We start from the raw sequence: 25,958 nt of genomic DNA, 5'->3' as shown, positions 1-25,958 counted from the left end.
GCCGACGCAACCGGCGACGGCCCCCACCCCCGCGCGCGCCCGTCCGCCCGCCCCGAGCCGCCCTGATCCCCCGGCGTTCGCGCACCGCAACGGGCCGGTCACGCTACGCTCACGAGAACCCCGCAGCAGAGACAATTCCCCGCTCACGTCACAGCAGAACGGCTCAAGGCAACGAATGCCCCAGCACACCTCCGGGTCTGATCGCACGGCAGCTCCCCCCGCTGCCCGCGCCGGCGGCACCGTGCGACCACCGGCGCCCTCATCCGTCGACGAACTGTGGCGCTCGTACAAGAACAGCGGCGACGAGCGCCTGCGCGAACAGCTCATCCTGCACTACTCGCCGCTGGTCAAGTACGTCGCGGGCCGTGTGAGCGTCGGCCTGCCGCCCAACGTCGAACAAGCCGACTTCGTCTCCTCCGGAGTCTTCGGACTCATCGACGCCATCGAGAAGTTCGACATCGAACGGGCCATCAAGTTCGAGACGTACGCCATCACCCGCATCCGCGGCGCGATGATCGACGAACTCCGCGCACTCGACTGGATCCCCCGCTCCGTGCGGCAGAAGGCCCGCGCCGTCGAGCGCGCCTACGCGACCCTCGAAGCCCAGCTGCGCCGCACCCCCTCCGAGAACGAGGTCGCGGCCGAGATGGGCATCGCCGTCGACGAACTCCACGCGGTTTTCAGCCAGTTGTCCCTCGCCAACGTGGTCGCGCTCGAAGAGCTGCTGCACGCCGGCGGCGAGGGCGGCGACCGGCTCAGCCTCATGGACACCCTGGAGGACACCGCCGCCGACAACCCCGTCGAGATCGCCGAGGACCGCGAGCTGCGCCGCCTGCTCGCCCGCGCCATCAACACCCTGCCCGAGCGCGAGAAGACGGTCGTCACCCTCTACTACTACGAGGGCCTCACCCTCGCCGAGATCGGCAACGTCCTCGGCGTCACCGAGAGCCGCGTCAGCCAGATCCACACCAAGTCCGTCCTCCAGCTGCGGGCCAAGCTGGCCGACGTCGGCCGCTGAGCACCACCCCGCCGAACAATCCTCCCTCCGCGGATCACCGGCCCCGCCGTAGAGTGGAGCGGTGCCAAGGATTCGAGCGGCCTCAGTGGCCGAGCACCGCACGATGCAGCGCGCCGCCCTGCTGGACGCCGCACGCTCCCTCCTGTCCCAGGGCGGCACCGAAGCCCTGACCTTCCCCGCCCTGGCCGAGCGCACCGGGCTCGCCCGGTCCTCCGTGTACGAGTACTTCCGCTCCCGGGCCGCCGTCGTCGAAGAACTCTGCTCCGTCGACTTCCCGCAGTGGGCCGCCGACATCGAAGCCGCGATGCAGCAGGCTGGCAGCCCCGAGGAGAAGGTCGCCGCGTACGTACGCCGCCAGCTGGAACTCGTCGGCGATCAGCGCCACCGCGCCGTCGTCGCCATCTCCGCCAGCGAGCTGGACGCCGGCGCGCGCGAGAAGATCCGCGCCGCCCACGGCGGCCTCATCGCCATGATCGTCGAAGCCCTGGGCGACCTCGGCCACACCCAGCCGCGCCTCGCCGCGACACTCCTCCAGGGCGTGGTCGACGCGGCGGTCCGCCGCATCGAACTGGGCGCGGCGGAAGACCCGAAGGCGATCACGGAGGCGGCGGTGGCGATGGCGCTACGAGGCGTGGTCGGCTGATCCGGGGGGCTTCCCCCCGCCCCCCTCCCCCCCCGCCCCCTCCCTCCCCCAACCCACCCCCCGACCCCCCTCCACCCCTCAGCCCCCTTCCACCCCCACCCCCATCACCGGCAGCAGCCGTGAATGCCCCCGAGGCACCAGCACCAGCGGGTTCAGGTAGTCATCGCCCCGTTTCAGCCCCCAGTGCACGCACCCCACCTCCCCGCAGTGGCGTGGTTCCGCCTCCACGGTGGCGACCGGCTGGCCCGCGCGGACGTGGTCGCCGGGGTGGACCAGTGGGTGGACCGGCTCGTACGTGGTGCGCAGCGGGGGGCTGCCCGAGCCGTTCAGGGTGATCGTCAGGACCCCCTTGTCGGCGACCGGGCCCGCGAACGTCACCCGGCCCTCCGCGACCGCCCGGAGCTGCGTCCCCGGTGGCGCGGCCAGGTCGACGCCTCGGTGGCCGGGGCCGTACGGCGTGGTCGGCGGGGCCCAGCCCCGGACGACCACCGGTGGCCCGGGGACTGGCCACAGCGGCCCCACCCCCTCGGACGCCGGTTCCGACCGGCTGCCCGCCATCCCCACAGGGGCGGCAAGCACCTGCGTCGGCTGTGTCGCCTGTATCGACCCAGCCGACCCAGCCGACCCAGCCCACCCAGCCGGCCCCCACGGCACCACTCCCGCCGCCCCCGCGACTCCCACCAACCCGGCCACTCCCACCAACCCGGCCACTCCCACCAACCTCGCCACCCCCCTCAACCTCCCCACCCCCACTCCAGCCAGGCTCCATCCCAGCCCCCGTCGTCGTACTGCGCGCCGTACGCGTTCTCGCCGCATCGGTTCCATGGGGAAAGGATCGCGAAGACGGGCGTTTCGCGGTGATCATGGGCTGGGGCTGTGGACAACCGGGCCGTTGTGGACAGCGGCGTCACCCGGCACGGTGAGGGTCCCGTACACTTCTTGTGGCGATCCGGGTCACCGGGTCGACTTCGCACGCCCCGCCGGTGGTCCAGACCATCGGCCGCGTCTCTCGGTCCTTCACCTGTTCAGTCCGGTGCGGGGCACGGCGCACCGGGGCGTCAGGCGCGGCAGCCGCCCGGCGGCCGCGATAACCGAGTACCTCAAGGAGTACGGCCATGGCCGTCGTCACGATGCGGGAGCTGCTGGAAAGCGGCGTCCACTTCGGTCACCAGACCCGTCGCTGGAACCCGAAGATGAAGCGCTTCATCTTCACCGAGCGCAACGGCATCTACATCATCGACCTGCTCCAGTCGCTGTCGTACATCGACCGCGCCTACGAGTTCGTCAAGGAGACCGTCGCGCACGGCGGCTCCATCATGTTCGTCGGCACCAAGAAGCAGGCGCAGGAGGCGATCGCCGAGCAGGCGACGCGCGTGGGCATGCCCTACGTCAACCAGCGCTGGCTCGGCGGCATGCTGACCAACTTCTCCACCGTCTACAAGCGTCTGCAGCGCCTCAAGGAGCTCGAGCAGATCGACTTCGAGGACGTCGCGGCCTCGGGTCTCACCAAGAAGGAGCTCCTGGTCCTCTCGCGCGAGAAGGCCAAGCTGGAGAAGACCCTCGGTGGTATCCGTGAGATGTCGAAGGTCCCCAGCGCCGTCTGGATTGTCGACACCAAGAAGGAGCACATCGCCGTCGGTGAGGCGCGCAAGCTCCACATCCCGGTCGTCGCGATCCTCGACACGAACTGCGACCCCGACGAGGTCGACTACAAGATCCCGGGCAACGACGACGCGATCCGCTCCGTCACCCTGCTCACCCGCGTGATCGCCGACGCCGTCGCCGAGGGCCTCATCGCCCGTTCCGGCGCCGCGACCGGCGACTCGAAGCCGGGCGAGAAGGCCGCCGGCGAGCCGCTCGCCGAGTGGGAGCGCGACCTGCTCGAGGGTGACAAGAAGGCCGACTCCGAGGAGTCCGCCGAGGCCGCGGCCCCCGCGGCCGAGGCCGTCGAGGCTCCGGCCGCCGAGGCCGAGAAGCCGGCCGAGGACGCTGCGGAGGCTCCGGCCGCCGAGGCGCCGGCCGCGGACGCCGAGCAGGCCTGACCTTCGGGTCCTCGCTTCGGCGGTGACGGCGGGGGCACACGCTGTGCCCCCGCCGTCACCCCGTAGCCCCGTAGATCTTTCAGACTTCGAGTCAGACTTCGAGAGAGAAACCCAGACTCATGGCGAACTACACCGCCGCTGACGTCAAGAAGCTCCGCGAGCTCACCGGCGCCGGCATGATGGACTGCAAGAAGGCGCTGGACGAGGCCGACGGCAACGTCGACAAGGCCGTCGAGGCGCTGCGCATCAAGGGCCAGAAGGGCGTCGCCAAGCGCGAGGGCCGTTCCGCCGAGAACGGCGCGGTCGTCTCCCTCATCGCCGAGGACAACACCTCCGGTGTGCTCCTCGAGCTGAAGTGCGAGACGGACTTCGTCGCCAAGGGCGAGAAGTTCCAGGCCACCGCCGCCGCGCTCGCCGCGCACGTCGCGAAGACCTCCCCGGCCGACCTGGACGCGCTGCTCGCGTCCGAGATCGAGGCCGGCAAGACCGTCCAGGCGTACGTCGACGAGGCCAACGCCAACCTCGGCGAGAAGATCGTCCTGGACCGCTTCGCGCAGTACGCGGACGGCTTCGTCTTCGCGTACATGCACCGCACCATGCCCGACCTGCCGCCGCAGATCGGTGTCCTGGTCGAGCTGGACAAGGCCGACGCCGACGTCGCCAAGGGCATCGCGCAGCACATCGCCGCGTTCGCCCCGAAGTGGCTGTCCCGCGAGGACGTGCCGGCCGAGGTCGTCGAGACCGAGCGTCGTGTCGCCGAGGAGACCACGCGCGCCGAGGGCAAGCCCGAGGCCGCGCTCCCGAAGATCGTCGAGGGTCGCGTCAACGGCTTCTTCAAGGACGCCACGCTCCTTGGCCAGCCGTACGCGCTCGACAACAAGAAGTCGGTCCAGAAGGTACTGGACGAGGCCGGTGTCACCCTGAAGCGCTTCACGCGTATCAAGGTCGGCATCTGAGTCCGTCCGGCGATCGACGGAAGACCCCGCTAGGGTCTGAGGCAGTCGTCGGCCGCGCTCGCGACGGACGACCGCAGATCTGACGAGGAGGCCATTGCCGCTCAGGGACACAGCACCCACCGGCAATGGCCTTCTTCGTATGTGTACGAGGAGATCCCCATGAATCAGGGCGCGGACGCCGCCACTCAGGCTGACCACAAGCGCGACGACGGCAAGGTGACCGGGCGCTTCATGCTGAAGCTCTCCGGTGAGGCGTTCGCCGGCGGAGGGGGTCTCGGCGTGGACCCCGACGTCGTGCACGCCATCGCCCGCGAGATCGCCAACGTCGTACGGGACGGGGCGCAGATCGCCGTCGTCATCGGCGGCGGCAACTTCTTCCGCGGAGCCGAGCTCCAGCAGCGCGGCATGGACCGGGCCCGCTCCGACTACATGGGCATGCTCGGTACGGTCATGAACTGCCTCGCCCTCCAGGACTTCCTGGAGAAGGAGGGCATCGACTCCCGGGTCCAGACCGCCATCACGATGGGTCAGGTCGCGGAGCCGTACATTCCGCTGCGCGCCGTGCGCCACCTGGAGAAGGGCCGCGTCGTCATCTTCGGCGCCGGCATGGGCATGCCGTACTTCTCCACCGACACCACGGCCGCCCAGCGGGCTCTGGAGATCGACGCCGAGGCCATGCTGATGGGCAAGAACGGGGTGGACGGGGTCTACGACTCCGACCCCCGCGTCAACCCGGACGCCGTGAAGTTCGACGCGCTGGAGTACGGCGAGGTCATCACCCGCGACCTGAAGGTGGCGGACATGACGGCCATCACCCTCTGCCGCGACAACAACCTCCCCATCCTGGTCTTCGAACTGCTCACCGCGGGCAATATCGCGCGCGCGGTCAAGGGTGAGAAGATCGGCACGCTCGTGAGCGACCAGGGCACCCGGGCCTGACCGGGGGATGGACAATCCCCTGACGGTCGGACACCGTGCAGGGAAAGACGCGGGTTACGCAGGGCCGTCGAGCAGCCGACACGACTCCCGGCCCACTCAAGACATGCAGGAGCAAGTGGTGATCGAAGAAATCCTCCTCGAAGCCGAGGAGAAGATGGAGAAGGCCGTCGTGGTCGCCAAGGAGGACTTCGCCGCGATTCGCACCGGCCGTGCGCACCCGGCGATGTTCAACAAGATCGTGGCGGACTACTACGGTGCGCTGACGCCGATCAACCAGCTGGCCTCGTTCTCGGTGCCCGAGCCGCGCATGGCGGTGGTGACCCCGTTCGACAAGAGCGCGCTGCGCAACATCGAGCAGGCGATCCGCGACTCCGACCTCGGCGTCAACCCGAGCAATGACGGCTCCATCATCCGGGTGACGTTCCCGGAGCTGACGGAGGAGCGCCGCCGGGACTACATCAAGGTCGCCCGGACCAAGGCCGAGGACTCCAAGGTGTCGATCCGCTCCGTGCGCCGCAAGGCCAAGGACGCCCTCGACAAGCTCGTCAAGGACAAGGAGTCCGGCGAGGACGAGGTCCGCCGTGCGGAGAAGGAGCTCGACGACACCACCGCGAAGTACGTCTCGCAGGTGGACGAGCTGCTCAAGCACAAGGAAGCAGAGCTGCTAGAGGTCTGATGAACGACTCTTCCTGGGGGGCTCCGCCGCGACCCGAGCACTGGGGGCCACCCGTCCAGGGGCCTTCCCAGGAGGTGCCTTCGGCGGGGGCTGCCTACGATGCGTATGACGCCCCGTCCCGGACACAGCCCATGCCCGCAGTGACCGACGGCGTGGGCACAGACGCCGTGGTCCGCGAAGAACGTGACCGGGGGACCGCTCGGGTGAGCGGCCCCCTGTTCCGCGAAGAGACGCCGCAGGAGCCCATGCCCAGCTCGGTACCACCTTCGACTCCGCCGCAGCCGCAGCGGCCCGCGCAGCCGGAGAAGAAGCGGGCGGGGCGCGACCTGCGGGCCGCGATAGGGGTCGGCGTCGGGCTCGGCGCGGTGATCCTGGCGTCGCTGTTCGTCGTCAAGGCCGTCTTCGTCGGTGTGGTCGCGGTGGCGGTCGTCGTCGGCCTGTGGGAGCTCGCCTCCCGGCTGGACGAGCGCAAGGGCATCAAGGTGCCGCTGGTGCCGCTCGCGGTGGGCGGCGCGGCGATGGTCGTCGCCGGCTACGCGCGCGGTGCCGAGGGCGCCTGGGTGGCGATGGCGCTGACCTCGCTCGCGGTGCTGGTCTGGCGGATGACGGAGAAGCCCGAGGGCTATCTCAGGGACGTCACCGCCGGGGTCTTCGCCGCGTTCTACGTGCCGTTCCTGGCCACGTTCGTCGCGATGATGCTGGCCGCCGACGACGGGCCGTGGCGGGTCTTCGTCTTCCTGCTGCTGACCGTGGTCAGCGACACCGGCGCGTACGCGATCGGCTGGCGCTTCGGCAAGACGAAGCTGGCGCCGCGCATCAGTCCCGGAAAGACCCGTGAGGGTCTGGTGGGCGCGGTGACGTTCGCGATGGCGGCGGGCGCGGTGTGCGTGCAGTTCCTCATCGACGACGGCCAGTGGTGGCAGGGCCTGCTGCTCGGTCTCGCGGTCGCGGCGAGCGCCACGCTCGGCGACCTCGGCGAGTCGATGATCAAGCGGGACCTCGGCATCAAGGACATGGGCACGCTGCTGCCGGGCCACGGCGGCATCATGGACCGGCTGGACTCGCTGCTGCCCACGGCGCCGGTGGTGTGGCTGCTGCTCGTCGCCTTCGTCGGCAGCTGAGAAGTCCGCAGAGCAGGCTCTGACCTGCGCGTTCATCGGTCGGGGGCTCGTTGTCCACAGGACGGCGGGCCCCTTTCCGTATGTCTGAGACACTTGAGGGACCATGCCGAAGCCCGGAGAACTCACTTTCGTCGCCCCCCGCGGAGCCAAGAAGCCGCCGCGGCACCTCGCCGACCTCTCGCCCGCCGAGCGGAAAGAGGCTGTCGCCGCGATCGGCGAGAAGCCGTTCCGCGCCAAGCAGCTCTCGCAGCACTACTTCGCGCGGTACGCGCACGACCCGGCCCAGTGGACGGACATCCCCGCGGCGGCGCGCACCCGCCTCCAGGAGGAGCTGCTGCCGGACCTGATGTCGGTCGTGCGGCACATCTCGTGCGACGACGACACCACCCGCAAGACGCTGTGGCGCCTGCACGACGGGACGCTGGTGGAGTCGGTCCTGATGCGCTACCCCGACCGGGTGACCATGTGCATCTCCTCGCAGGCCGGCTGCGGCATGAACTGCCCGTTCTGCGCGACCGGCCAGGCGGGCCTGGACCGCAACCTGTCGACCGCCGAGATCGTGCACCAGATCGTCGACGGCATGCGCGCGCTGCGCGACGGCGAGGTCCCCGGCGGCCCCGCCCGGCTGTCGAACATCGTCTTCATGGGCATGGGCGAGCCGCTCGCCAACTACAAGCGGGTCGTCGGCGCCATCCGCCGCCTCACCGACCCCGAGCCCGACGGCCTGGGCCTGTCCCAGCGCGGCATCACCGTCTCCACCGTCGGCCTGGTCCCCGCCATGCACCGCTTCGCCGACGAGGGCTTCAAGTGCCGCCTCGCCGTCTCGCTGCACGCGCCGGACGACGAGCTGCGCGACACGCTCGTGCCCGTCAACACCCGCTGGAAGGTCCGCGAGGTCCTGGACGCGGCGTGGGAGTACGCGGAGAAGTCCGGCCGCCGCATCTCGATCGAGTACGCGCTGATCCGCGACATCAACGACCAGGCCTGGCGCGGTGACCTGCTCGGCCGCCTCCTCAAGGGCAAGCGCGTCCACGTCAACCTGATCCCGCTGAACCCGACGCCGGGCTCGAAGTGGACCGCCTCGCGCCCCGAGGACGAGAAGGCGTTCGTCGAGGCCATCGCGGCCCACGGGGTGCCCGTCACCGTCCGGGACACCCGTGGCCAGGAGATCGACGGAGCGTGCGGACAGCTCGCCGCGTCCGAGAGGTAGTCTGAGCCCGAAAACCGCAGAGCTCGACATCTGTATTCCGACAGGGGAGCGCCACAGCGCTGAGAGTGCGACACCGTCAGGTCGCAGACCCTCTGAACCTCGCCCAGGTCATTCTGGGTAGGAAGTTCGGTCATCACTCAAGCTGTTGCGCCCCGCTCGCCGCCGCCCGGCGGGCGGGGCCGCGTCTCTTCCTGGTCACTCCAGGAGGAATCACCACCATGCGCAGTACGAAGAAGATGGCGGCCGCCGCGCTCGCCGCCGCCCTCGGCGTCAGCACGCTCGCCGCGTGCGGCGGCAAGGACGACGACGGCACCAAGACCGGCGGCTCCACCCAGTCCAAGACCGTCACCCTGGTCAGCCACGACTCGTTCGCCGCCTCCGACGCGGTGCTCAAGGAGTTCACCGCCAGGACCGGCTACACGGTCAAGGTCCTCAAGAGCGGCGACGCGGGCGCGGCCCTCAACCAGGAGATCCTCACCAAGGGCTCCCCGCGCGGCGACGTGTTCTTCGGCGTCGACAACACCCTGCTCTCGCGCGCCCTCGACCACGGGATCTTCACCCCGTACGAGGCGAAGGGCCTCGCCGCCGTCCCCGCGGCCGTCCAGCTCGACAAGGACAAGCACCGCGTCACCCCGGTCGACACCGGCGACATCTGCGTCAACTATGACAAGAAGTACTTCGCGGACAAGAAGCTGGCTCCGCCGAGCACCTTCGCCGACCTGATCAAGCCCGCGTACAAGGACCTGCTGGTCACCGAGAACGCGGCGACCTCCTCGCCCGGCCTCGGCTTCCTGCTCGGCAGCGCCGCCCAGTACGGCGACGAGGGCTGGCAGGACTACTGGAAGAAGCTCAAGGACAACGGCGTCAAGGTCGTCGACGGCTGGGAGCAGGCCTACAACCAGGACTTCTCCGGTTCCGCTGGCGGCCGCAAGGCCAAGGGCGACCGCCCGCTGGTCGTCTCCTACGCCTCCAGCCCGCCCGTCGAGGTCCTCTACGCCAAGCCGCAGCCCACCGAGGCCCCCACCGGCGTCGCCACCGGCACCTGCTTCCGCCAGACCGAGTTCGCCGGACTGCTCAAGGGCGCCAGGAACGAGGCGGGCGGCAAGGCGCTCCTGGACTTCCTGATCTCCAAGAAGTTCCAGGAGGACATGCCGCTCACCATGTTCGTGAACCCGGTCCTGAAGGACGCCGCGCTGCCCGAGCTGTTCACCCGGTTCGGCGCCAAGGTCACCGAGACGCACGACGTCGCTCCGGAGAAGATCTCCAAGAACCGTGAGCAGTGGGTCAAGACGTGGTCCTCGCTCGTGCTGAAGTAAGCCGCGCGCCCCGGGCCGGGAAGGCGCGCGCGCACGCGGTGCGGCTCGGCCTGATGGCCCTGCCGCTCGCGTTCTTCGGGCTCTTCTTCGCCTGGCCCGTGGCCGCGATCGTCGGCCGCGGGCTGCGCGTCGACGGCGTCTGGCAGCTCGGCCGGATCGGCGAGGTGATCACCGAACCCGACATCGGGCAGGTGCTGTGGTTCACCACCTGGCAGGCGCTCGCCTCCACCGCCCTCACCCTGCTGATCGCGCTGCCCGGCGCCTACGTCTTCGCCCGCCTGGACTTCCCCGGCCGCCAGCTGCTGCGGGCCGTGGTCACCGTCCCCTTCGTGCTGCCCACCGTCGTCGTCGGCACCGCCTTCCTCGCCCTGCTCGGCCGCGGCGGGCTGCTGGACGAGCTGTGGGGCGTACGGCTGGACACCACCGTGTGGGCGATCCTGCTCGCCCACGTCTTCTTCAACTACGCCGTCGTCGTCCGGACGGTCGGCGGCCTGTGGGCCCAGCTCGACCCGCGCCAGGAGGAGGCCGCCCGGGTCCTGGGAGCCTCCCGGTTCGCGGCGTGGCGCACGGTGACCCTGCCCGCCCTCGGGCCCGCCGTCGCCGCGGCCGCCCTGATGGTCTTCCTCTTCACCTTCACCTCCTTCGGCGTCGTCCAGATCCTCGGCGGCCCCACCTTCTCCACCCTCGAAGTGGAGATCTACCGCCAGACCGCCGACCTCCTCGACCTGCCGACCGCCGCCGTCCTCACCCTCGTCCAGTTCGCCGCGGTCGGCGCGGTCCTCGCCGTGCACGCCTGGACCGTACGGCGGCGCGAGAGCGCCCTGAAGCTCGTCGACCCCGCGCACACCGCCCGCCGCCCGCGCGGCGCGGCCCAGTGGACGCTGCTCGCGGCGGTGCTCGCCGTGGTGGCCCTGCTGATCCTGCTGCCGCTCGGCGTGCTCGTCGCCCGCTCCCTGGACACCCCCGACGGCTACGGCTTCGGCTACTTCCGCTCGCTCCAGACCGTCGGCGAGGGCGGCACCTTCCTCGTGCCGCCGCTGGAGGCCGTGGGGAACTCGGTGCAGTACGCACTGGCCGCCACCGGCATCGCCGTGGCCGTCGGAGGGCTCGCCGCCGCGGCCCTCACCCGGCGCGGCGGCCGCCTCGTCCGCGGCTTCGACGCGCTGCTGATGCTGCCGCTCGGCGTCTCCGCCGTCACCGTCGGCTTCGGCTTCCTGATCACCCTGGACCAGCCGCCGCTGGACCTGCGCACCTCCTGGATCCTGGTGCCGCTGGCCCAGGCACTGGTCGGCGTGCCGTTCGTCGTACGGACCATGCTTCCCGTGCTGCGCGCGGTCGACGGACGGCTGCGCGAGGCCGCCGCCGTGCTCGGCGCGTCCCCGTGGCGGGTGTGGCGGGAGGTGGACCTGCCGCTGGTGCGGCGGGCGCTGCTGATCGCCGCCGGGTTCGCCTTCGCCGTCTCGCTCGGGGAGTTCGGCGCGACCGTCTTCATCGCCCGCCCCGACCGCCCCACCCTGCCGGTCGCGGTGGCCCGCCTGCTCGGCCGGGCCGGAGACCTCAACTACGGGCAGGCCATGGCGCTGAGCACCATCCTGATGGTGGTGTGCGCGGTGTCCCTGCTGCTCCTCGAACGCGTACGCACCGACCGGACCGGAGAATTCTGATGCTGAGGCTCGACGGGGTGACGGTCCGGTTCGGCGAGCGGGCCGCGCTCGACGCGGTCGACCTGGAGGTCGCCGACCACGAGACGGTGTGCGTCCTCGGACCCAGCGGCAGCGGCAAGTCCACGCTGCTGCGCGTGGTGGCCGGTCTCCAGCCCGCCGACGCGGGGCGGGTCCTGCTCGACGGCGCGGACCAGACCGCGGTGCCCGTGCACCGGCGGGGGCTCGGCCTGATGTTCCAGGACCACCAGCTGTTCCCGCAGCGGGACGTCGCCGGGAACGTGGCCTTCGGACTGCGGATGCGCGGAGTGGCGCGCGGGAGGCGGGACGAGCGGGTCGCGGAACTGCTGGAGCTCGTCGGGCTGCCGGGCGCCGGGCGGCGCGCGGTCGGCTCGCTCTCCGGCGGCGAGCAGCAGCGCGTCGCCCTCGCCCGGGCGCTGGCCCCCGAACCCCGGCTGCTGATGCTCGACGAGCCGCTGGGCCAGCTCGACCGTACGCTGCGGGAGCGGCTCGTCGTCGAACTGCGGGCGCTGTTCGGCCGGTTGGGGACGACCGTGCTGGCCGTCACGCACGACCAGGGCGAGGCGTTCGCGCTCGCGGACCGGGTGGTGGTGATGCGGGACGGGCGGATCGCGCAGAGCGGTACGCCGCTGGAGGTCTGGCAGCGGCCGGCCTCGGAGTTCGTGGCGCGCTTCCTGGGGTTCGAGAACGTGGTGGAGGCGACGGTGTCGGGGGAGGCGGCCGCCACGCCCTGGGGCAAGGTGGCGGTGCCGGCCGGCTCGGCGCAGGGCGCGGTACGGCTCCTGGTGCGGCCCGGGGGCGTCCTGCTGCTCCCGGCGGAGCAGGGGCTCAGCTGCGAGGTGGAGTCCCGTACGTTCCGGGGCGGCCATGTGGCGCTGCGCCTGCGCCCGCGCTCCGGGCCGCCGCTGGAGGCGGAGTGCGGGGTGCGGGAGGCGCCGGGGGTGGGGGAGTTGGTGGGGGTGGGGTTCGCCGGGGCGGAGACGGTGGTACTGGGGGGCGATTAGCCCCTCCCCGCCCCTTCCCTAAACCCTCCGGGGGCGGGTGGGGGCGAAGGGGTTTTCCGGGGGCTACGCCCCCGGCCCCCCGGCGGGGCCTGCGGCCCCTGCACCCCGCCTCGGACTCCGCCCGTGCCCCGGCGCGGCCCGGTGGGCTGCGGGGCTCCGCCCCGGACCCCGCTCCTCAAACGCCGGAGGGGCTGATGGTGCCGCGCCAGGAGTTACCCCAGGGGCGCGGGGAACTGCGCGCCCAGCCCCCACCGGCCCGCAGACGAAGGGGTTCCGGGGGCCGCCTCGGCGCCCGTACCCGGAGTCGCCCCCGGCCCCCGCCGGTCCGCAGGCCAGCCCGAGCCCAGGGAGCCCCTTCACCCCCGGACCCCCAGGGGCGCGGGGAACTGCGCGCTCAGCCCCCACCGGGTCGCAGACGAAGGGGTTCCGGGGGCTGCCTCAGCGCTCGTGCCCGGAGTCGCTCCCGGCCCGCCGGTCCGCAGGCCAGCCCGAGCCCAGGGAGCCCCTTCACCCCCGGACCCCCAGGGGCGCGGGGAACTGCGCGGCCAGCCCCCACCGGGCCGCAGACGAAGGGGTCAGAAGGGGTTCCGGGGGGCTGACCAGTCAGCGCCCCGGTGCCCCCTCACCCCCGGAGGGTTTCGGGAAGGGGCGGGGTGGGGGCGATTCCCTCCCGGTCCTCCTCGACGGGTGCGCTCTCCGTTCCGAACCACGCCACCCCCACCGCCCCCCCGACCGCCAGCACGAACCCCGCCACCGCCAGCCACCCCAGCCCCGCCCGTGACGCGTCGCCCAGCCACAGCACGCCGATCGCGCCCGGCAGGACCGTCTCGCCGACCACCAGCGCCGCCGTCGCCCCGTTGACCGAGCCGATCTGGAGCGCCACCGTGTGCAGGTACATCCCGCCCGCCCCGGCCACCCCGATCGCGTACAGCGCGGGGTCCGCGAGCAGACGGCCCACGTCGAAGGGGTCGACGCCGTTCAGGACGCGTACGCCGACGCCGAGCGCGCCGAAGCCCAGGCCCGACAGCAGGCCCGCCGCGATCGCCGCGCGGGCGCCCAGCAGGCGTACCGCCACCGCGCCGCCCGCCATCAGCAGCACCGACACCACCAGCAGCCACCAGTGCGTGGCCGGGGACGTGTGGCCGCCGCCCTCCGCGCCCGCCGCCGTGGCCAGCAGCACCAGGGCCGAGCAGACCAACGCGATCGAGCCCCACTCCGCCCGGCTCAGCCGCAGGCCCAGCAGGCGCACGCTGAGGACCGCCGTGATCACCAGGTTGGCGCTGATGACCGTCTGGGAGAGGAAGAGGGGCAGCAGGCGGGCCGCCAGCGCGCCCAGGGCGAAGCCCACGAAGTCCAGGACCGTGCCGGCCATGAACTCCCACGTCATCGCCGCCTTCGCGGTCGACGACAGGCTGGGGCCGCCGTGCTGGGTGCGGGCCGTCTCCGCCGCCTCGCGGCGCGCGGACTTCCGGGACCCGACGGCTTGCAGGACCGAGCCCGTGCCGTAGCAGATCGAGGCCGCGATCGCGGTCAGTAGGCCGATCAGCACCCAAAGCTCCGTTCACCGATGTGTGGGGGAGCCGGCGTTCCCGCTCCCGTGCTTCCCAGCGGCAGACGTGCCGGGGGCGTCCCGCGTTGCCCGGTGTGACGCATCGCCCGGTGTGACGTATGCCGTACCGCGGCCGGGACGCTCAGGCCGACAGCCGCGCCAGCTCGGCGGCCGCCTCGTCCACCGAGTCCACCAGCGCGATCCGCGCGGCCATGGGGCGGTCCTCGGCGAGCGCCCGCAGCAGCGGCCACGCCGGCAGGTGCCGCGTCCAGTGGTCCCGGTCCACCAGCACCATCGGCGTCGGCCCGCCCCGTGAGCCGTAGTAGTTCGGGGTCGCGTTGTCGAAGATCTCCTGTACGGTTCCGGCCGCGCCCGGCAGGAACACCACGCCCGCGTTGGAGCGGGCCAGGAGGCCGTCCTCGCGGGTGGCGTTGGCGAAGTACTTGGCGATGTGGCCGGCGAAGGCGTTCGGCGGCTCGTGGCCGTAGAACCAGGTGGGGATGCCGACCGAAAGCCCGCCCCGGGGATGGCGCCCGCGCACCTCGAAGGCGGCCCGCGCCCAGTCCGAGACCGACGGCGCGAACGAGGGCGCCTTGGCGAGCAGCTCCAGCGCCTCGCCGAGCACGGCGTCCGCGAACGGGGCGGTGTAGGCGCCCAGGTTCGCCGCCTCCATCGCGCCCGGCCCGCCCCCGGTCGCCACCGTGAAGCCGGACCGGGCCAGGGTGCGCCCCAGCCGGGCCGCGCCCGCGTACGCGTCGGAGCCCCGGCCCATCGCGTGCCCGCCCATCACGCCCACCACCCGCGTCCCCGCCAGGAGTTCGTCCAGGGCGTCCGAGACGGAGTCGTCGTGGATGGAGCGGAGCATGGAGGCGAAGACGTCGCCGTCCGCCTTGGTGCGCTGGAACCAGGCGTACGAACGGGCGTCCGGCGTGTGCTCGTAACCCTTGTCGAGGTCCTCGAACAGCTCGTCGGGGGTGTAGAGCAGACCCCGGTACGGATCGAAGGGCAGATCCGGTACGGGCGGGAAGACCAGTGCCCCGTCGGCCCGGACCTTGGTGGTGGCGTCCGGGGCCATCCGGCAGCCGAGGAAGACGGCGCCCGCGGTGTCGGCCGACAGGAGCACGGTGGTGCGGTCGGTCAGATCGAGGGACTGGAGGCGGTATCCGGCCAGCGTGCCGCGCGCGGCCACCTCGTCGAACTCGGCGACGGACTCGATCTCCCGGTCCCGTGCGTTCGGCACCCGCTGAAAGTCTTCACTGGCCATCGGGCCACCCTAGAACGTCACGGAGCCGGCAAACCGGCCGGGTGCCCGCACGGCCCGGTTCAGCCGGTCAGGGGCAGGGCCGCGAGTTCCGCGATGCCCCAGGTCACCGGGGCGAACAGGGCCACGACCGCCGCCGCGCGCAGAGCGGCCGAGGCACGCAGCAGCCTGGCCGGGGCGCCGAGGCGCAGCAGCGCCTCGGTGGTGTCGCCGCGCAGGTGCTTGGACTCCAGCGCGGCCGTCAGCAGCGTCGCCACCGAGCAGCTGGTCACCAGCGCCGCTCCCAGGCCGGTGAGCGGGCCGAAGGGCCGCGGGCCCGCCGCGTCGCCGTACAGCGAACCGGCGGCGATCATGGCGGACGCCACCGCGCACACCACGCCCAGCGGGCGTCCGATGCGGCGCGCCTCCTCCATCAGGACCCGTCCCGCGAGCAGCCGGGCCGCCCCGGGCCGCGCGGTCTGGAGCAGCCGGCCGCACAGATGGGTCAGGGCCGGGCCCGCGACTGCGAGGCCGAGGGCGGTGAGGATCCAGCCGGCCAGCACTCCGGCGGGGCTGCTGTCGGGGTGGCCCGGCATGGGGATCGCGGAGCCCGGACCGCCCCGGCTCGCGAACGACTCGATCGCCAGGCCCGCCGTGATCAGGGTGATGCCCCAGGGCAGCCCCGAGGGGACGGAGGCGGGGGGCCGCTCCTTGCCGCGCGCGCGGGGCGCCTCCTTGCGCGGCCGCAGGGCGAGCCCGGCGGCCGCCGACGCGGCCACCGGCAGCACGGTCAGCAGGGTGAGGGCGGCGGCCAGCGGCAGCGGCCGGTCGGCGGCGAGCAGCCCGGCGGCCGCTCCGTCGAAGGGCAGCCCGGTGATGTCGCCGCGCAGGTGCAGATAGACGAGGAGGGCGACCGTGGAGCCGAGGGTGCAGGACACGGCCGTGGAGGCCGCCGCGATCGCGGTGAGCCGTGCGGGGCCCAGGCCCACCGCGGAGAGCCCGGGGCGGGGGCGGGTGCTCGGGTCCGTACGGGCCACGGCGACCGCGAAGTGGACGGTGGCGGCGAGCGGCACCGCGCACCACAGCAGCCGCAGCACCGAGCCGCCGGGGTGCGCCACCGCGTGCCCCAGGGTGCACAGGAGCAGGAAGCCGACGCCCGCGGAGGCCGCGGCCACCAGCAGGCGGCGCAGCAGGACCAGCGGGTGGGTGCCCCGGGCTAGGCGGAGAGCGAGCACGCGGCGCGGCCCTCCGGGTCGGGGGTGCCGGCGGGTCCCGCCGCGGTCACCCGGCGGCCGTCGAGCAGCCACACCGTACGGTCGGCGTGGCGGGCCGCGATCTCCGCGTCGTGCGTGGCCAGGACCGTGGTGATGCCGTGCGAGCGGGCCGCGGCCGTCAGGGTGCGCAGCACCTGGGCGCCCTCGGCGCGGTGCAGGGTGGCGGTCGGCTCGTCGGCGAAGAGCACCGCGGGGGCGGTGACCAGGGCGCGGGCGATGGCGACGCGCTGGCGCTGGGTGGTGGGCAGGGCGTGCGGGCGGCGGCGCGCGCAGGCGCCGATGTCGAGCCGCTCCAGCCACTCCAGGGCGGCCTTCTTGGCGGTGCGGTGCGCGATGCCGCGCAGCAGCAGCGGCAGCGCCGCGTTCTCCCAGGCGTTGAGCTCGGGCACCAGGGTGGGTTCGGGGTCGATCCAGGCGAACCGGTCGCGCCGCAGCCGCTCGCGCGAGAGCGCTCCCATGGTGTGGACGGGGGTGCTGTTGAACCACACCTCGCCCTGGTCGGGCACGAGCTGGCCGGACAGGGCGCGCAGCAGGGTCGTCTTGCCGCTGCCGCGCGGGCCCCCGACCGCCAGGATCTCCCCTTCGCGGATGCCGAGGGAGACCCCGCTCAGGGCGGGCGAGCCACCGTGGGAGTGGTGCAGGGAACGTCCCCAGAGCACATCGTTGTCCGGCGGGGCCACCATGGCGTACACCTCGGTTCAGATCAGATTGCCTGCTCCCCCGTACGGGGGAACGAAGGCAGGGCCGATCGGTCACTGGGCACCGTAGGGACTCGTGCGCGCCGGTCCCGACAGCACGCGGCCCGGCGGCGCCCATCTCACTCGGATGGGGGCCACCGGGCCGGTGCGTTCAGACGAATCGCGCGGGAGGGCGCGGGACGGCTACAGCTTCGTCCAGGCCTCGGTGAGGACCTGCCGCAGGACGCCCTCGATCTCGTCGAACGTCTTCTGGTCGGAGATCAGCGGCGGGGCCAGCTGGACCACCGGGTCGCCCCGGTCGTCGGCGCGGCAGTACAGGCCGTTCTCGAAGAGCGCCTTGGAGAGGAACCCGTACAGGACGCGCTCGGTCTCCTCCTCGTTGAAGGACTCCTTGGTGTGCTTGTCCTTGACCAGCTCGATGCCGTAGAAGAAGCCGTTGCCGCGCACGTCGCCGACGATCGGCAGGTCGTGGAGCTTCTTGAGGGTGTCGAAGAAGGCGCCCTCGTTGTCGAGCACGTGCTGGTTGAGGCCCTCGCGCTCGAAGATGTCGAGGTTGGCCAGGCCCACGGCGGCGGAGACGGGGTGGCCGCCGAAGGTGTAGCCGTGCAGGAAGGTGTTGTCGCCCTTGTAGAAGGGCTCCGCGATCCTGTCGGAGATGATGCAGGCGCCGATGGGGGAGTAGCCCGAGGTCATGCCCTTGGCGCAGGTGATCATGTCCGGTACGTAGTCGAACTTGTCGCAGGCGAACATCGTGCCCAGGCGGCCGAAGGCGCAGATGACCTCGTCGGAGACGAGCAGCACGTCGTACTTGTCGCAGATCTCGCGCACCCGCTGGAAGTAGCCGGGCGGCGGCGGGAAGCAGCCGCCGGCGTTCTGCACGGGCTCCAGGAAGACCGCCGCGACCGTCTCGGGGCCCTCGAAGAGGATCTCCTGCTCGATCTGGTCGGCGGCCCAGCGGCCGAAGGCCTCGGGGTCGTCCTGGTGGATCGAGGCGCGGTAGATGTTGGTGTTGGGCACCTTGTGCGCGCCGGGGACCAGCGGCTCGAAGGGGGCCTTGAGCGCGGGCAGCCCGGTGATGGACAGGGCGCCCTGCGGGGTGCCGTGGTAGGCGACCGCGCGCGAGATGACCTTGTACTTCGTGTGGTTGCCGGTGAGCTTGTGGTACTGCTTCGCCAGCTTCCACGCGGTCTCGACGGCCTCGCCGCCGCCGGTGGTGAAGAAGACCTTGTTGAGGTCGCCCGGGGCGTAGTCCGCCAGGCGCTCGGCCAGTTCGACGGCCTTGGGGTGGGCGTAGGACCACACCGGGAAGAAGGCCAGCTCCTGCGCCTGCTTGTAGGCGGTCTCGGCGAGCTCGTGGCGGCCGTGGCCGGCGTTGACGACGAAGAGGCCGGAGAGACCGTCGAGGTACTTCTTGCCCTTGTCGTCGAAGATGTAGGTGCCCTCGCCCCGCACGATGGTGGGAACGGGCGCGTTCTCGTACGACGACATGCGGGTGAAGTGCATCCACAGGTGGTCGTAGGCGGTCTGGCTCAGGTCCTTGCTCACGGCTATCGGGTTCCCCACATATAGGTCTGCTTCTTCAACTTGAGGTAGACGAAGCTCTCGGTGGAGCGCACGCCGGGGAGGGCGCGGATCCGCTTGTTGATGACGTCCAGCAGGTGGTCGTCGTCCTCGCAGACGACCTCGACCATGAGGTCGAAGGAGCCCGCGGTCATCACCACGTACTCGCACTCGGCCATCGCCGTCAGGGCGTCCGCGACGGGGTCGAGGTCGCCCTCGACGTTGATGCCGACCATCGCCTGGCGCCGGAACCCCACGGTGAGGGGGTCGGTGACGGCGACGATCTGCATCACGCCCTGGTCCAGGAGTTTCTGCACGCGCTGGCGCACGGCCGCCTCGGACAGGCCCACGGCCTTGCCGATCGCGGCGTACGGGCGGCGCCCGTCCTCCTGGAGCTGCTCGATGATCGCCAGGGACACGGCATCGATCGACGGGGATGATCCGTTTCCGGTCCTGGGGTCTGCGCTTCGACTGGCCACGGAGCCACTGTGCACCTCGACTCGTCTGTCCCGCAACCCCAAAGCGATGAAATTCGTTGTTCCGTGACCGTGGAAGCACTGAATCCGAAGTTGGTGGGCGACGGGTCTGTCGAAAGCGACACTTCACCGACTAAGGTGGGTTGTCTCACCCATCGGACACCGGACCGGGAGGCCAGCGAAGTGACCACCGAACTGCGTCGTTTGCGCAACTACATCGACGGAGAGTTCCGCGATGCCGCCGACGGGCGGACCATCGAGGTGGTCAACCCGGCCACGGGCGAGGCGTACGCCACCTCGCCGCTCTCCGGTCAGGCGGACGTCGACGCCGCCATGGCCGCCGCCGCCGCGGCCTTCCCGGCCTGGCGCGACACCACCCCGGCCGAGCGCCAGAAGGTCCTGCTGAAGATCGCGGACGCCTTCGAGGAGCGCGCCGAGGAGCTCATCGCGGCCGAGTCCGAGAACACCGGCAAGCCGCTCGCGCTGACCGCCAGCGAAGAGATCCCGCCGATGGTGGACCAGATCCGCTTCTTCGCGGGCGCCGCGCGACTGCTGGAGGGCCGCTCGGCCGGCGAGTACATGGAGGGCATGACCTCCATCGTCCGGCGCGAGCCCGTGGGCGTCTGCGCGCAGGTCGCGCCGTGGAACTACCCGATGATGATGGCCGTGTGGAAGTTCGCCCCGGCCCTCGCCGCGGGCAACACGGTCGTCCTCAAGCCCTCGGACACCACCCCCGCCTCCACCGTCCTGATCGCCGAGATCATCGGCGCGATCGTCCCCAAGGGCGTCTTCAACGTCATCTGCGGCGACCGCGACACCGGCCGCGCGATGGTCGAGCACCCCACCCCGGCGATGGCCTCCATCACCGGTTCCGTCCGCGCCGGCATGCAGGTCGCCGAGTCGGCGGCCAAGGACGTCAAGCGCGTCCACCTGGAGCTCGGCGGCAAGGCCCCGGTCGTCGTCTTCGAGGACGCCGACATCGCCAAGGCCGTCGAGGACATCGCGGTCGCGGGCTACTTCAACGCCGGCCAGGACTGCACCGCCGCCACCCGCGTCCTGGTCCACGAGTCCATCCACGACGAGTTCGTCACCGCGCTGGCCAAGGCCGCCGCCGAGACCAAGACCGGTCAGCCGGACGACGAGGACGTGCTGTACGGCCCGCTCAACAACGCCAACCAGCTGAAGCAGGTCGCCGGCTTCATCGACCGCCTCCCGGCGCACGCCAAGGTGGAGGCGGGCGGCCACCGCGTGGGCGACAAGGGCTACTTCTACGCCCCGACCGTCGTCTCCGGCCTGAAGCAGGACGACGAGATCATCCAGAACGAGGTCTTCGGCCCCGTCATCACCGTCCAGTCCTTCACGGACGAGAAGCAGGCGCTGGAGTACGCCAACGGCGTCGAGTACGCCCTGGCCTCCTCGGTCTGGACGAAGGACCACGGCCGCGCGATGCGCATGTCCAAGTACCTGGACTTCGGCTGCGTCTGGATCAACACGCACATCCCGCTGGTCGCGGAGATGCCGCACGGCGGCTTCAAGAAGTCCGGCTACGGCAAGGACCTCTCGGCGTACGGCTTCGAGGACTACACCCGCATCAAGCACGTGATGACGTCGTACGAGGGCTGATCTCCCCCCGTAGGCAAGGCACTTGTGGTGCGGCACCGGACGGGGTGCCGCACCACGGGCGCGTCCGGGACCGCCACGGGTCGACAGGGTGTCGGCCCCGTCCCGTACGGCTGTACGGACCGTCCATTGCCCCGTGCCCCGGCGCCCCGGCATCCTTCCGGGGTGCGAGCGACCCCCTTGAACCCCCTCTCCCGCCGCCGTCTGCTGCGCGCGCTCGGCGGCGGCGCCGCGGCGGCCGCGCTCGCGGGCTGCGGAGTGCCCGCGGCCTACGTCGCGCCCGGTGAGCGCGGAGCGCGCGACCGCTCGGCCACCGACCGCCGGCTCACCTTCGCCAACTGGCCGCTGTACATCGACACCGGTGAGGACGACAAGTCCAGGCGGCCCACCCTCGACGCCTTCACCCGGCGCACCGGGATCTCCGTCACCTACACCGAGGAGATCAACGACAACGACGAGTTCTTCGGGAAGATCAGCCCGGCCCTGATGAACCATCAGCCGACCGGCCGGGACATCGTCGTCGTCAGCGACTGGATGGCCGCGCGCTTCGTCCGGCTCGGCTGGGTGCAGGAGATGGACCGCTCCCGCCAGCCGAACGTCGCCCGGCACCTGGACCCGCAGCTGACCGCGCCCGGCTTCGACACGGGGCGGCTGCACAGCGTGCCCTGGCAGTCCGGGATCACGGGCATCGCGTACAACAGGAAGAAGCTCGGCCGCGAGATCAGGCACACGAGCGACCTGTGGGACCCGCGCCTGGCCGGCCGGGTCACGCTGCTGTCCGGGCTCGACGAGTCGTTCGCGCTGCTGATGCAGGGCGACGGCGTCGATGTGACCCGGTGGACCGCGGACGACTTCCACCGGATGTGCGACCGGGTCGAGAAGCAGGTGCACAACCAGCAGATACGCCGCTTCACCGGCAACGACTACATCAAGGACCTCTCCACCGGCGACGTACTGGCCTGCCAGGCGTACTCGGGCGACGTGATCCAGCTCCAGGCGGACAACCCCGACATCGCGTTCGTGGTGCCCGAGGAGGGCGCCGAGCTGTGGGCGGAGTCGATGATGATCCCCGACCTGGCCCGCCACAAGGCCAACGCGGAGGCGCTGATCGACCACTACTACGACCCGGAGGTGGCCGCGGAGCTCGCGTTCTGGGTCAACTACGTCTGCCCGGTCCCGGCCGCCCGCGAGGTGCTGGCCGCCTCCAAGGACAAGGAGCGCGCCGAACTCGCCGAGGACCCCCTGGTCTTCCCGGACGCCGAGATGCGCCAACGGCTCGCGATCGCCCGGGACATCACGCCGGGGGAGCGGGTGGAGTTCGCCAAGCGGTGGAACGCGATCGTGGGGCTGTAGGGCGAGGGCCCGCTGCTCTATCACCGCCGGAAGCTGCTGCGCCAGACGGCCGGCGGTGGTACGGCCAAGTCCTCGCTGTGAGCTGACCGGGCTTTTGCGGTGCACTGCCGGTCCCTCTCCCGAGCCGCCCGGCCTACTGCCCGCCCTCTTCGGGCGCGGTCCCAGGACTCCCGCACTTCTCGACAGTCACATCGACGCTTTCCCGCGAGATCCAGTGCCCGTCCTCGTAGGCGGTGGTCTCGCTCTTGATGACGAACTCGTACCGAGTCTCGGTCCAAGTGGTGCGCTCGCTGTCCATATGGGGCCTCCTCAGATACCGGTGCCGTAGAAAGCATGCTTGGCGGCATCGCGAATGGGCGGCTTCGGTTGAAGGCCGCAGTTTTCTGGGGTCTGGGGCAGACCAGTGGCGGGCGGGTCCCGTCAGCTGGTCTTCTGCGACACGGCGGCGGTCATGGCAAGCCGGGCGAAGTCGGGGAGTTCGGCATTGAGAAAGGCCAGCGCGATACCCATCACGTCGTGGGGTGAGCGGTGTCGGCCGCTCAGAGTTACCGCCTCCGCGATGTCCGGCTGCCCGTGAGCCACCAGTTCGGCGACGGTGTCGGCGAGGGCCTCCGGGGACAGCCTCTGCCCTGCCGTCCATGCAAGGCTGACGACCTCACGCTGGTGCCCGGCCAGGCTCTTGGCGGCGAGAACGTCAGCGGTCTGCCGGGCGGTTTCGCTCCGGCGAGTACGCCGGTCCCACGGTTGGAGGCTGCCGGACCCCTGCCTCGCGAGCGCTCGCTGGAGCGGGATCGTCTGGCGGGGACGCCGGGCCGCGGCCCCAGTGCGCAACGTAAGGAAGGCGCCGAGCCCCTCAGCGCGGACTTCGGCTCCGGTGGCACAGTGAACGCCCCGGTAGATCAACTCCGCGTCGGCCGCGCTGGGAACCCGGCGACCACTCCAGTAGCAGGACAACGTGCTGGTCGGCAGGCCGAGCTGACGCGCCATCGCTGACTGGGCCGTGTGGGGCAGCCGTCCGAGGAGTATGCGCAGCTCATCCGCGAACCGGCGTCTCGCGGAGCCACAGTTCTCCGCATAGTCCGTCTTCATCTCACCGTGTTTAGCCATGCCTCCCACGTTCCTCAGGGTCCGGTCGTGCCATCCCAGTTTCCAGGTCAACTCCCCTGACGCAAGCGGAAGTCGGTAATTCGTCGGGAATTCGATCGGTATCCTGATTGCGTGTTTGCACTTTCGGGGCGAGTTCCTGTTTGCAGTTGTGGCGCAAACATCCGTCCCGCCTTGTTCTGCGTTAGGGGGTGTGCCTCAAATGGAGCTCGGCCGTCACAGTCCCCGGAGCGGCCTGCAGACAACTCAGGAGGAACGACGTGAATGCAGACGATCGGCCGTCGTGGCAGGACGGGAAGCGGGGCAGCATGGTCCGCTGTGCTCTCTGGCTCCTCGAAGAAGTAGGTGTCGGCAACGTCTTCACGAAGACCGAGCTCCGCGAGGCATTCCCGGAGACGTCCCAGATCGACCGGCGAGTACGTGACCTGCGGGACCGTGGGTGGAAGATCGCGACGAACCGGGAGGACCCGTTGCTGAAGCCGCACGAGCAGCGCTTCGTGGAGATGGGGGCAGAGGTGTGGAAGCCGGGCCAGTCGAAGGCCCTCACGCCGGCCGCGAGCATCACCGCCAACCAGCGTCGGGAGATCTTCGACAGGGACGGGTATCTCTGCCGTGTCTGCGGGGTCGCTGCCGGTGAGGTGTACGACGGCGGCATCGAAACCGCGCAACTGGACATCGCCCGAAGGGAAGTCCGGCACCCCGGCGGCGGAACCACCGTTCAACTGGTCACCGAATGCCGTCGGTGCAGGGTGGGCGGCCGCGATGCCTCGACGGACCTCGCTGACTTCCTGGGCCGGCTCCGTCAGATGAGCTCCCTTGAGCGCGACCTCTTCGCCCAGTGGGTTGCCGAGGACCGGCGCGAGTTCAGCTTGCTGGACCGGTTGTGGGCCGAGTTCAGGACGCTTCCCCTGGAGTCCAGGAGCGCCGTAGAGGCTGACCTGGGCGCGGGGTGACGCCGCCCTGTGGATGATAGGCCCTGCAGCGGCGGCCCGGCGGTCCCCCGGATCGCGAGAGGGATGACGGAAGAGAGTTGAGCCTGAGATGCAGAAGCACCCATCGCCTCCTCGCGCGGCAGAGAACGCGGAGCTTGTAGCCCGTCGGCTGCGTGCCGCGCTCGAAGAGGGGGGCACTCCTGAGACGGTGACGGTTGAGTGGAACGGCAAGCCACTGCATGTGGGGGTTGTCGACATGCCGCTCGCCGGTCTCTACTACAACCCCGCCACCCATCGCATCAGGGCGCAACGCGGACATGATCCGAGGCTTGAGGCGACTCTGGCCTCCGATCCGTGGTGTTCGGAGAGTCAGGATTATCTGTTTCGGCTGCTGGTCGGCAAGCCGTCCAATCCGGATGAGGTCGACCCTGAATTCGACCACCTCAGGGAGAGTCTCGCTGAGGTGGGTCAGCAGGAGCCTGGCCTCCTGACCCGGGATGGCATTCTCGTCAACGGGAACACCAGGGCTGCGGCGCTCCGCATGATCGGTAGGCAGTCAATCCGTGTGGGAGTGCTCCCTGACACGTTTACTTGGGATGACATCAACGACGTCGAGCTTTCGCTTCAGCTGCGTCCGGACAAACGGCGAGAGTATTCATACATCAACCGCCTGCTTGCCATGGAAGAGCAGGAGCTGATGGGGCGGGCGCCCGAAGCTATTGCTAAATCCTTCCATGTGCAGGTGAAAACGTTCAGGCAGGAACGGTGGATCCTCAGCGTTATCGAGGAGATGATCGAGCGAAGCAGCTCCGGAGACGGCTCAAGGCTCCGGCTGGTTGACTTCGAGGGACATCAGGAAAACCTCAAGGAACTTCACCGGGCCTACCTCAAAGCCGCGGCCTCCAGCCAGAGCAAAGCGGACCAGATTAAAGAAAACCGTATTGCTGCCATCATTCTCGATTTCCCTAAGACGTCTACCCGTCTCATCGGTGATGAGTTTCATGACGCCTATCTCGACAAAGCACTCCCGTCGCTTCTGAAGGAAGGGGGCGGTGAAGCGGCCCCTGTGGGAATCGCTGGACTGAGCGTCTCCCTGGCGGCACCGTCCGAATGTTTGCTCAGGGCGCGGGGCGTCACCGACGTGATTTTGAAGGCCAAGGCACAGGAGGCATCGGGATCGGCCCCTGAAGCTGTTCGTGTTGAAGCCCGGGCAAAAGTTATTGAGGCACGCAAGGGAATGCTGCGCGCCATCAATCAGGCTGAGCGGGATGACAAGCTGAGGAAGGTTCAGCAGACGGCTGCCGAGCGCATCGACGACGCTACGGCAGCTATCAACCAGAGCGTCTCTGACCTTGTTCAGGCCAGGGCGAGCGGAAGTCTGGACGAAGAGGCTTTCGACAATGCCCTCCAGCGCCTGCGCCAGAGCCTTGAGAAGCTCGCCCGTCAGGCAGTGCGCGGTGCCGCTGAACCAGGGAACGGAATGCAGTGGCTGACCAAGGCGGTGACAGGAAGGTGAGTCTAGATGCTCCGCCCTCCGCGACGCTG

General features: G+C 70.7%; 24 protein-coding genes. 15 read left to right on the top strand and 9 right to left on the bottom strand.

Annotated features, from left to right (window positions below; genetic code table 11):
* The first annotated feature begins 175 nt into the window (after positions 1–175).
* Both whiG and AC069K_RS04555 read left to right on the top strand, forming a co-directional pair.
* Positions 176–1,018 carry an RNA polymerase sigma factor WhiG gene (whiG, locus tag AC069K_RS04560; RefSeq protein ID WP_478612090.1) on the top strand — a complete coding sequence of 281 codons (843 nt, stop codon included), beginning with the start codon at positions 176–178 and terminating at the stop codon, positions 1,016–1,018.
* An 85-nt stretch (positions 1,019–1,103) separates the two neighbouring features.
* Complete coding sequence (locus AC069K_RS04555) at positions 1,104–1,661, top strand: TetR/AcrR family transcriptional regulator (protein ID WP_358835139.1); 558 nt, start codon at positions 1,104–1,106, stop codon at positions 1,659–1,661.
* A 78-nt stretch (positions 1,662–1,739) separates the two neighbouring features.
* Here the strand turns inward: AC069K_RS04555 and AC069K_RS04550 are convergent, their stop codons facing one another.
* Positions 1,740–2,219 carry a peptidoglycan DD-metalloendopeptidase family protein gene (locus AC069K_RS04550; protein WP_478612088.1) on the bottom strand — a complete coding sequence of 160 codons (480 nt, stop codon included), beginning with the start codon at positions 2,217–2,219 and terminating at the stop codon, positions 1,740–1,742.
* A gap of 557 nt (positions 2,220–2,776) precedes the next feature.
* Here AC069K_RS04550 and rpsB point away from each other — a divergent pair.
* The 9 genes from rpsB to AC069K_RS04505 all read left to right on the top strand — a co-directional run bounded on the left by rpsB (position 2,777) and on the right by AC069K_RS04505 (position 12,607).
* Positions 2,777–3,703, top strand: coding sequence for a 30S ribosomal protein S2 (gene rpsB / locus AC069K_RS04545; RefSeq protein WP_365107120.1), 927 nt, complete (start codon positions 2,777–2,779; stop codon positions 3,701–3,703).
* 119 nt (positions 3,704–3,822) lie between these two features.
* Positions 3,823–4,659: a translation elongation factor Ts gene (gene tsf / locus AC069K_RS04540; protein ID WP_358836274.1), complete on the top strand. Its 837-nt coding sequence runs from the start codon at positions 3,823–3,825 to the stop codon at positions 4,657–4,659.
* Between the two features lie 159 nt (positions 4,660–4,818).
* On the top strand, positions 4,819–5,598 hold the full coding sequence (gene pyrH / locus AC069K_RS04535) for a UMP kinase (RefSeq protein WP_358836273.1): 780 nt from the start codon (positions 4,819–4,821) through the stop codon (positions 5,596–5,598).
* Positions 5,599–5,716: 118 nt separating this feature from the next.
* Positions 5,717–6,274, top strand: coding sequence for a ribosome recycling factor (frr, locus tag AC069K_RS04530; protein ID WP_365107124.1), 558 nt, complete (start codon positions 5,717–5,719; stop codon positions 6,272–6,274).
* The gene (locus tag AC069K_RS04525; protein ID WP_358836271.1) at positions 6,274–7,395 is read left to right on the top strand and encodes a phosphatidate cytidylyltransferase; all 1,122 of its coding nucleotides are present in this window, start codon (positions 6,274–6,276) and stop codon (positions 7,393–7,395) included. The genes frr and AC069K_RS04525 overlap by 1 nt, the downstream gene beginning before the upstream one ends.
* A 103-nt stretch (positions 7,396–7,498) precedes the next feature.
* A complete protein-coding gene (gene rlmN, locus AC069K_RS04520; protein WP_101390413.1) occupies positions 7,499–8,605 on the top strand; it encodes a dual-specificity RNA methyltransferase RlmN in 1,107 nt (368 codons plus the stop codon).
* 218 nt (positions 8,606–8,823) lie between these two features.
* Positions 8,824–9,921 carry a thiamine ABC transporter substrate-binding protein gene (locus AC069K_RS04515; RefSeq protein ID WP_478612084.1) on the top strand — a complete coding sequence of 366 codons (1,098 nt, stop codon included), beginning with the start codon at positions 8,824–8,826 and terminating at the stop codon, positions 9,919–9,921.
* 53 nt (positions 9,922–9,974) lie between these two features.
* On the top strand, positions 9,975–11,585 hold the full coding sequence (locus tag AC069K_RS04510; RefSeq protein ID WP_478613267.1) for an ABC transporter permease: 1,611 nt from the start codon (positions 9,975–9,977) through the stop codon (positions 11,583–11,585).
* The gene (locus tag AC069K_RS04505) at positions 11,585–12,607 is read left to right on the top strand and encodes an ABC transporter ATP-binding protein (RefSeq protein WP_365107130.1); all 1,023 of its coding nucleotides are present in this window, start codon (positions 11,585–11,587) and stop codon (positions 12,605–12,607) included. The genes AC069K_RS04510 and AC069K_RS04505 overlap by 1 nt, the downstream gene beginning before the upstream one ends.
* A 622-nt stretch (positions 12,608–13,229) precedes the next feature.
* Here AC069K_RS04505 and AC069K_RS04500 read toward each other — a convergent pair.
* The 6 genes from AC069K_RS04500 to AC069K_RS04475 form a co-directional block, all read right to left on the bottom strand.
* On the bottom strand, positions 13,230–14,156 hold the full coding sequence (locus AC069K_RS04500; RefSeq protein ID WP_478612081.1) for a hypothetical protein: 927 nt from the start codon (positions 14,154–14,156) through the stop codon (positions 13,230–13,232).
* A 142-nt stretch (positions 14,157–14,298) separates the two neighbouring features.
* Positions 14,299–15,420 (bottom strand): LOG family protein, encoded by a 1,122-nt coding sequence (locus tag AC069K_RS04495; RefSeq protein WP_365114301.1) that lies wholly within the window; start codon positions 15,418–15,420, stop codon positions 14,299–14,301.
* Positions 15,421–15,479: 59 nt separating this feature from the next.
* Positions 15,480–16,631: a hypothetical protein gene (locus AC069K_RS04490; protein WP_478612078.1), complete on the bottom strand. Its 1,152-nt coding sequence runs from the start codon at positions 16,629–16,631 to the stop codon at positions 15,480–15,482.
* Complete coding sequence (locus AC069K_RS04485; RefSeq protein ID WP_478612077.1) at positions 16,613–17,353, bottom strand: ABC transporter ATP-binding protein; 741 nt, start codon at positions 17,351–17,353, stop codon at positions 16,613–16,615. Before AC069K_RS04485 ends, AC069K_RS04490 begins: the two co-directional genes overlap by 19 nt.
* 198 nt (positions 17,354–17,551) lie before the next feature.
* Positions 17,552–18,931, bottom strand: a complete 1,380-nt coding sequence (locus AC069K_RS04480; RefSeq protein ID WP_365114307.1) for an aspartate aminotransferase family protein — start codon at positions 18,929–18,931, stop codon at positions 17,552–17,554.
* The gene (locus tag AC069K_RS04475) at positions 18,916–19,407 is read right to left on the bottom strand and encodes an Lrp/AsnC family transcriptional regulator (RefSeq protein ID WP_188275329.1); all 492 of its coding nucleotides are present in this window, start codon (positions 19,405–19,407) and stop codon (positions 18,916–18,918) included. The genes AC069K_RS04480 and AC069K_RS04475 overlap by 16 nt, the downstream gene beginning before the upstream one ends.
* Positions 19,408–19,587: 180 nt before the next feature.
* On the opposite strand from AC069K_RS04475, the gene AC069K_RS04470 reads away from it, so the two are divergent.
* Positions 19,588–21,027 carry a gamma-aminobutyraldehyde dehydrogenase gene (locus AC069K_RS04470; RefSeq protein ID WP_365114310.1) on the top strand — a complete coding sequence of 480 codons (1,440 nt, stop codon included), beginning with the start codon at positions 19,588–19,590 and terminating at the stop codon, positions 21,025–21,027.
* A gap of 162 nt (positions 21,028–21,189) precedes the next feature.
* A complete protein-coding gene (locus tag AC069K_RS04465) occupies positions 21,190–22,377 on the top strand; it encodes a polyamine ABC transporter substrate-binding protein (protein ID WP_365114312.1) in 1,188 nt (395 codons plus the stop codon).
* 133 nt (positions 22,378–22,510) lie between these two features.
* Here AC069K_RS04465 and AC069K_RS04460 read toward each other — a convergent pair whose 3' ends face one another.
* Both AC069K_RS04460 and AC069K_RS04455 read right to left on the bottom strand, forming a co-directional pair.
* Entirely contained in the window at positions 22,511–22,675 is a 165-nt protein-coding gene (locus tag AC069K_RS04460; RefSeq protein WP_478612073.1) for a hypothetical protein, read from the bottom strand.
* A gap of 122 nt (positions 22,676–22,797) precedes the next feature.
* Positions 22,798–23,466, bottom strand: a complete 669-nt coding sequence (locus tag AC069K_RS04455; protein ID WP_478612071.1) for a hypothetical protein — start codon at positions 23,464–23,466, stop codon at positions 22,798–22,800.
* Between the two features lie 275 nt (positions 23,467–23,741).
* On the opposite strand from AC069K_RS04455, the gene AC069K_RS04450 reads away from it, so the two are divergent.
* Both AC069K_RS04450 and AC069K_RS04445 read left to right on the top strand, forming a co-directional pair.
* Positions 23,742–24,434 (top strand): HNH endonuclease, encoded by a 693-nt coding sequence (locus AC069K_RS04450; protein ID WP_478612069.1) that lies wholly within the window; start codon positions 23,742–23,744, stop codon positions 24,432–24,434.
* An 88-nt stretch (positions 24,435–24,522) separates the two neighbouring features.
* Positions 24,523–25,929 (top strand): ParB N-terminal domain-containing protein, encoded by a 1,407-nt coding sequence (locus AC069K_RS04445; RefSeq protein WP_478612067.1) that lies wholly within the window; start codon positions 24,523–24,525, stop codon positions 25,927–25,929.
* Positions 25,930–25,958 lie beyond the last annotated feature (29 nt).

The organism is Streptomyces sp. NPDC043908, from assembly GCF_056435525.1.
Note: the sequence above shows the minus strand (reverse complement) of the source record. Positions and strands in the feature narration are given on the sequence as shown.

Bases quoted from the DNA above. Each gene is read 5' to 3' on its own strand.
- AC069K_RS04510 (WP_478613267.1), top strand. From the start codon at position 9,975: ATGGCCCTGCCGCTCGCGTTCTTCGGGCTCTTCTTCGCCTGGCCCGTG.
- AC069K_RS04505 (WP_365107130.1), top strand. From the start codon at position 11,585: ATGCTGAGGCTCGACGGGGTGACGGTCCGGTTCGGCGAGCGGGCCGCG.
- pyrH (WP_358836273.1), top strand. From the start codon at position 4,819: ATGAATCAGGGCGCGGACGCCGCCACTCAGGCTGACCACAAGCGCGAC.
- tsf (WP_358836274.1), top strand. From the start codon at position 3,823: ATGGCGAACTACACCGCCGCTGACGTCAAGAAGCTCCGCGAGCTCACC.
- AC069K_RS04485 (WP_478612077.1), bottom strand. From the start codon at position 17,353: ATGGTGGCCCCGCCGGACAACGATGTGCTCTGGGGACGTTCCCTGCAC.
- AC069K_RS04525 (WP_358836271.1), top strand. From the start codon at position 6,274: ATGAACGACTCTTCCTGGGGGGCTCCGCCGCGACCCGAGCACTGGGGG.
- whiG (WP_478612090.1), top strand. From the start codon at position 176: ATGCCCCAGCACACCTCCGGGTCTGATCGCACGGCAGCTCCCCCCGCT.
- AC069K_RS04515 (WP_478612084.1), top strand. From the start codon at position 8,824: ATGCGCAGTACGAAGAAGATGGCGGCCGCCGCGCTCGCCGCCGCCCTC.
- rpsB (WP_365107120.1), top strand. From the start codon at position 2,777: ATGGCCGTCGTCACGATGCGGGAGCTGCTGGAAAGCGGCGTCCACTTC.
- AC069K_RS04445 (WP_478612067.1), top strand. From the start codon at position 24,523: ATGCAGAAGCACCCATCGCCTCCTCGCGCGGCAGAGAACGCGGAGCTT.
- AC069K_RS04455 (WP_478612071.1), bottom strand. From the start codon at position 23,466: ATGAAGACGGACTATGCGGAGAACTGTGGCTCCGCGAGACGCCGGTTC.
- AC069K_RS04550 (WP_478612088.1), bottom strand. From the start codon at position 2,219: ATGGCGGGCAGCCGGTCGGAACCGGCGTCCGAGGGGGTGGGGCCGCTG.
- AC069K_RS04460 (WP_478612073.1), bottom strand. From the start codon at position 22,675: ATGGACAGCGAGCGCACCACTTGGACCGAGACTCGGTACGAGTTCGTC.
- AC069K_RS04495 (WP_365114301.1), bottom strand. From the start codon at position 15,420: ATGGCCAGTGAAGACTTTCAGCGGGTGCCGAACGCACGGGACCGGGAG.
- rlmN (WP_101390413.1), top strand. From the start codon at position 7,499: ATGCCGAAGCCCGGAGAACTCACTTTCGTCGCCCCCCGCGGAGCCAAG.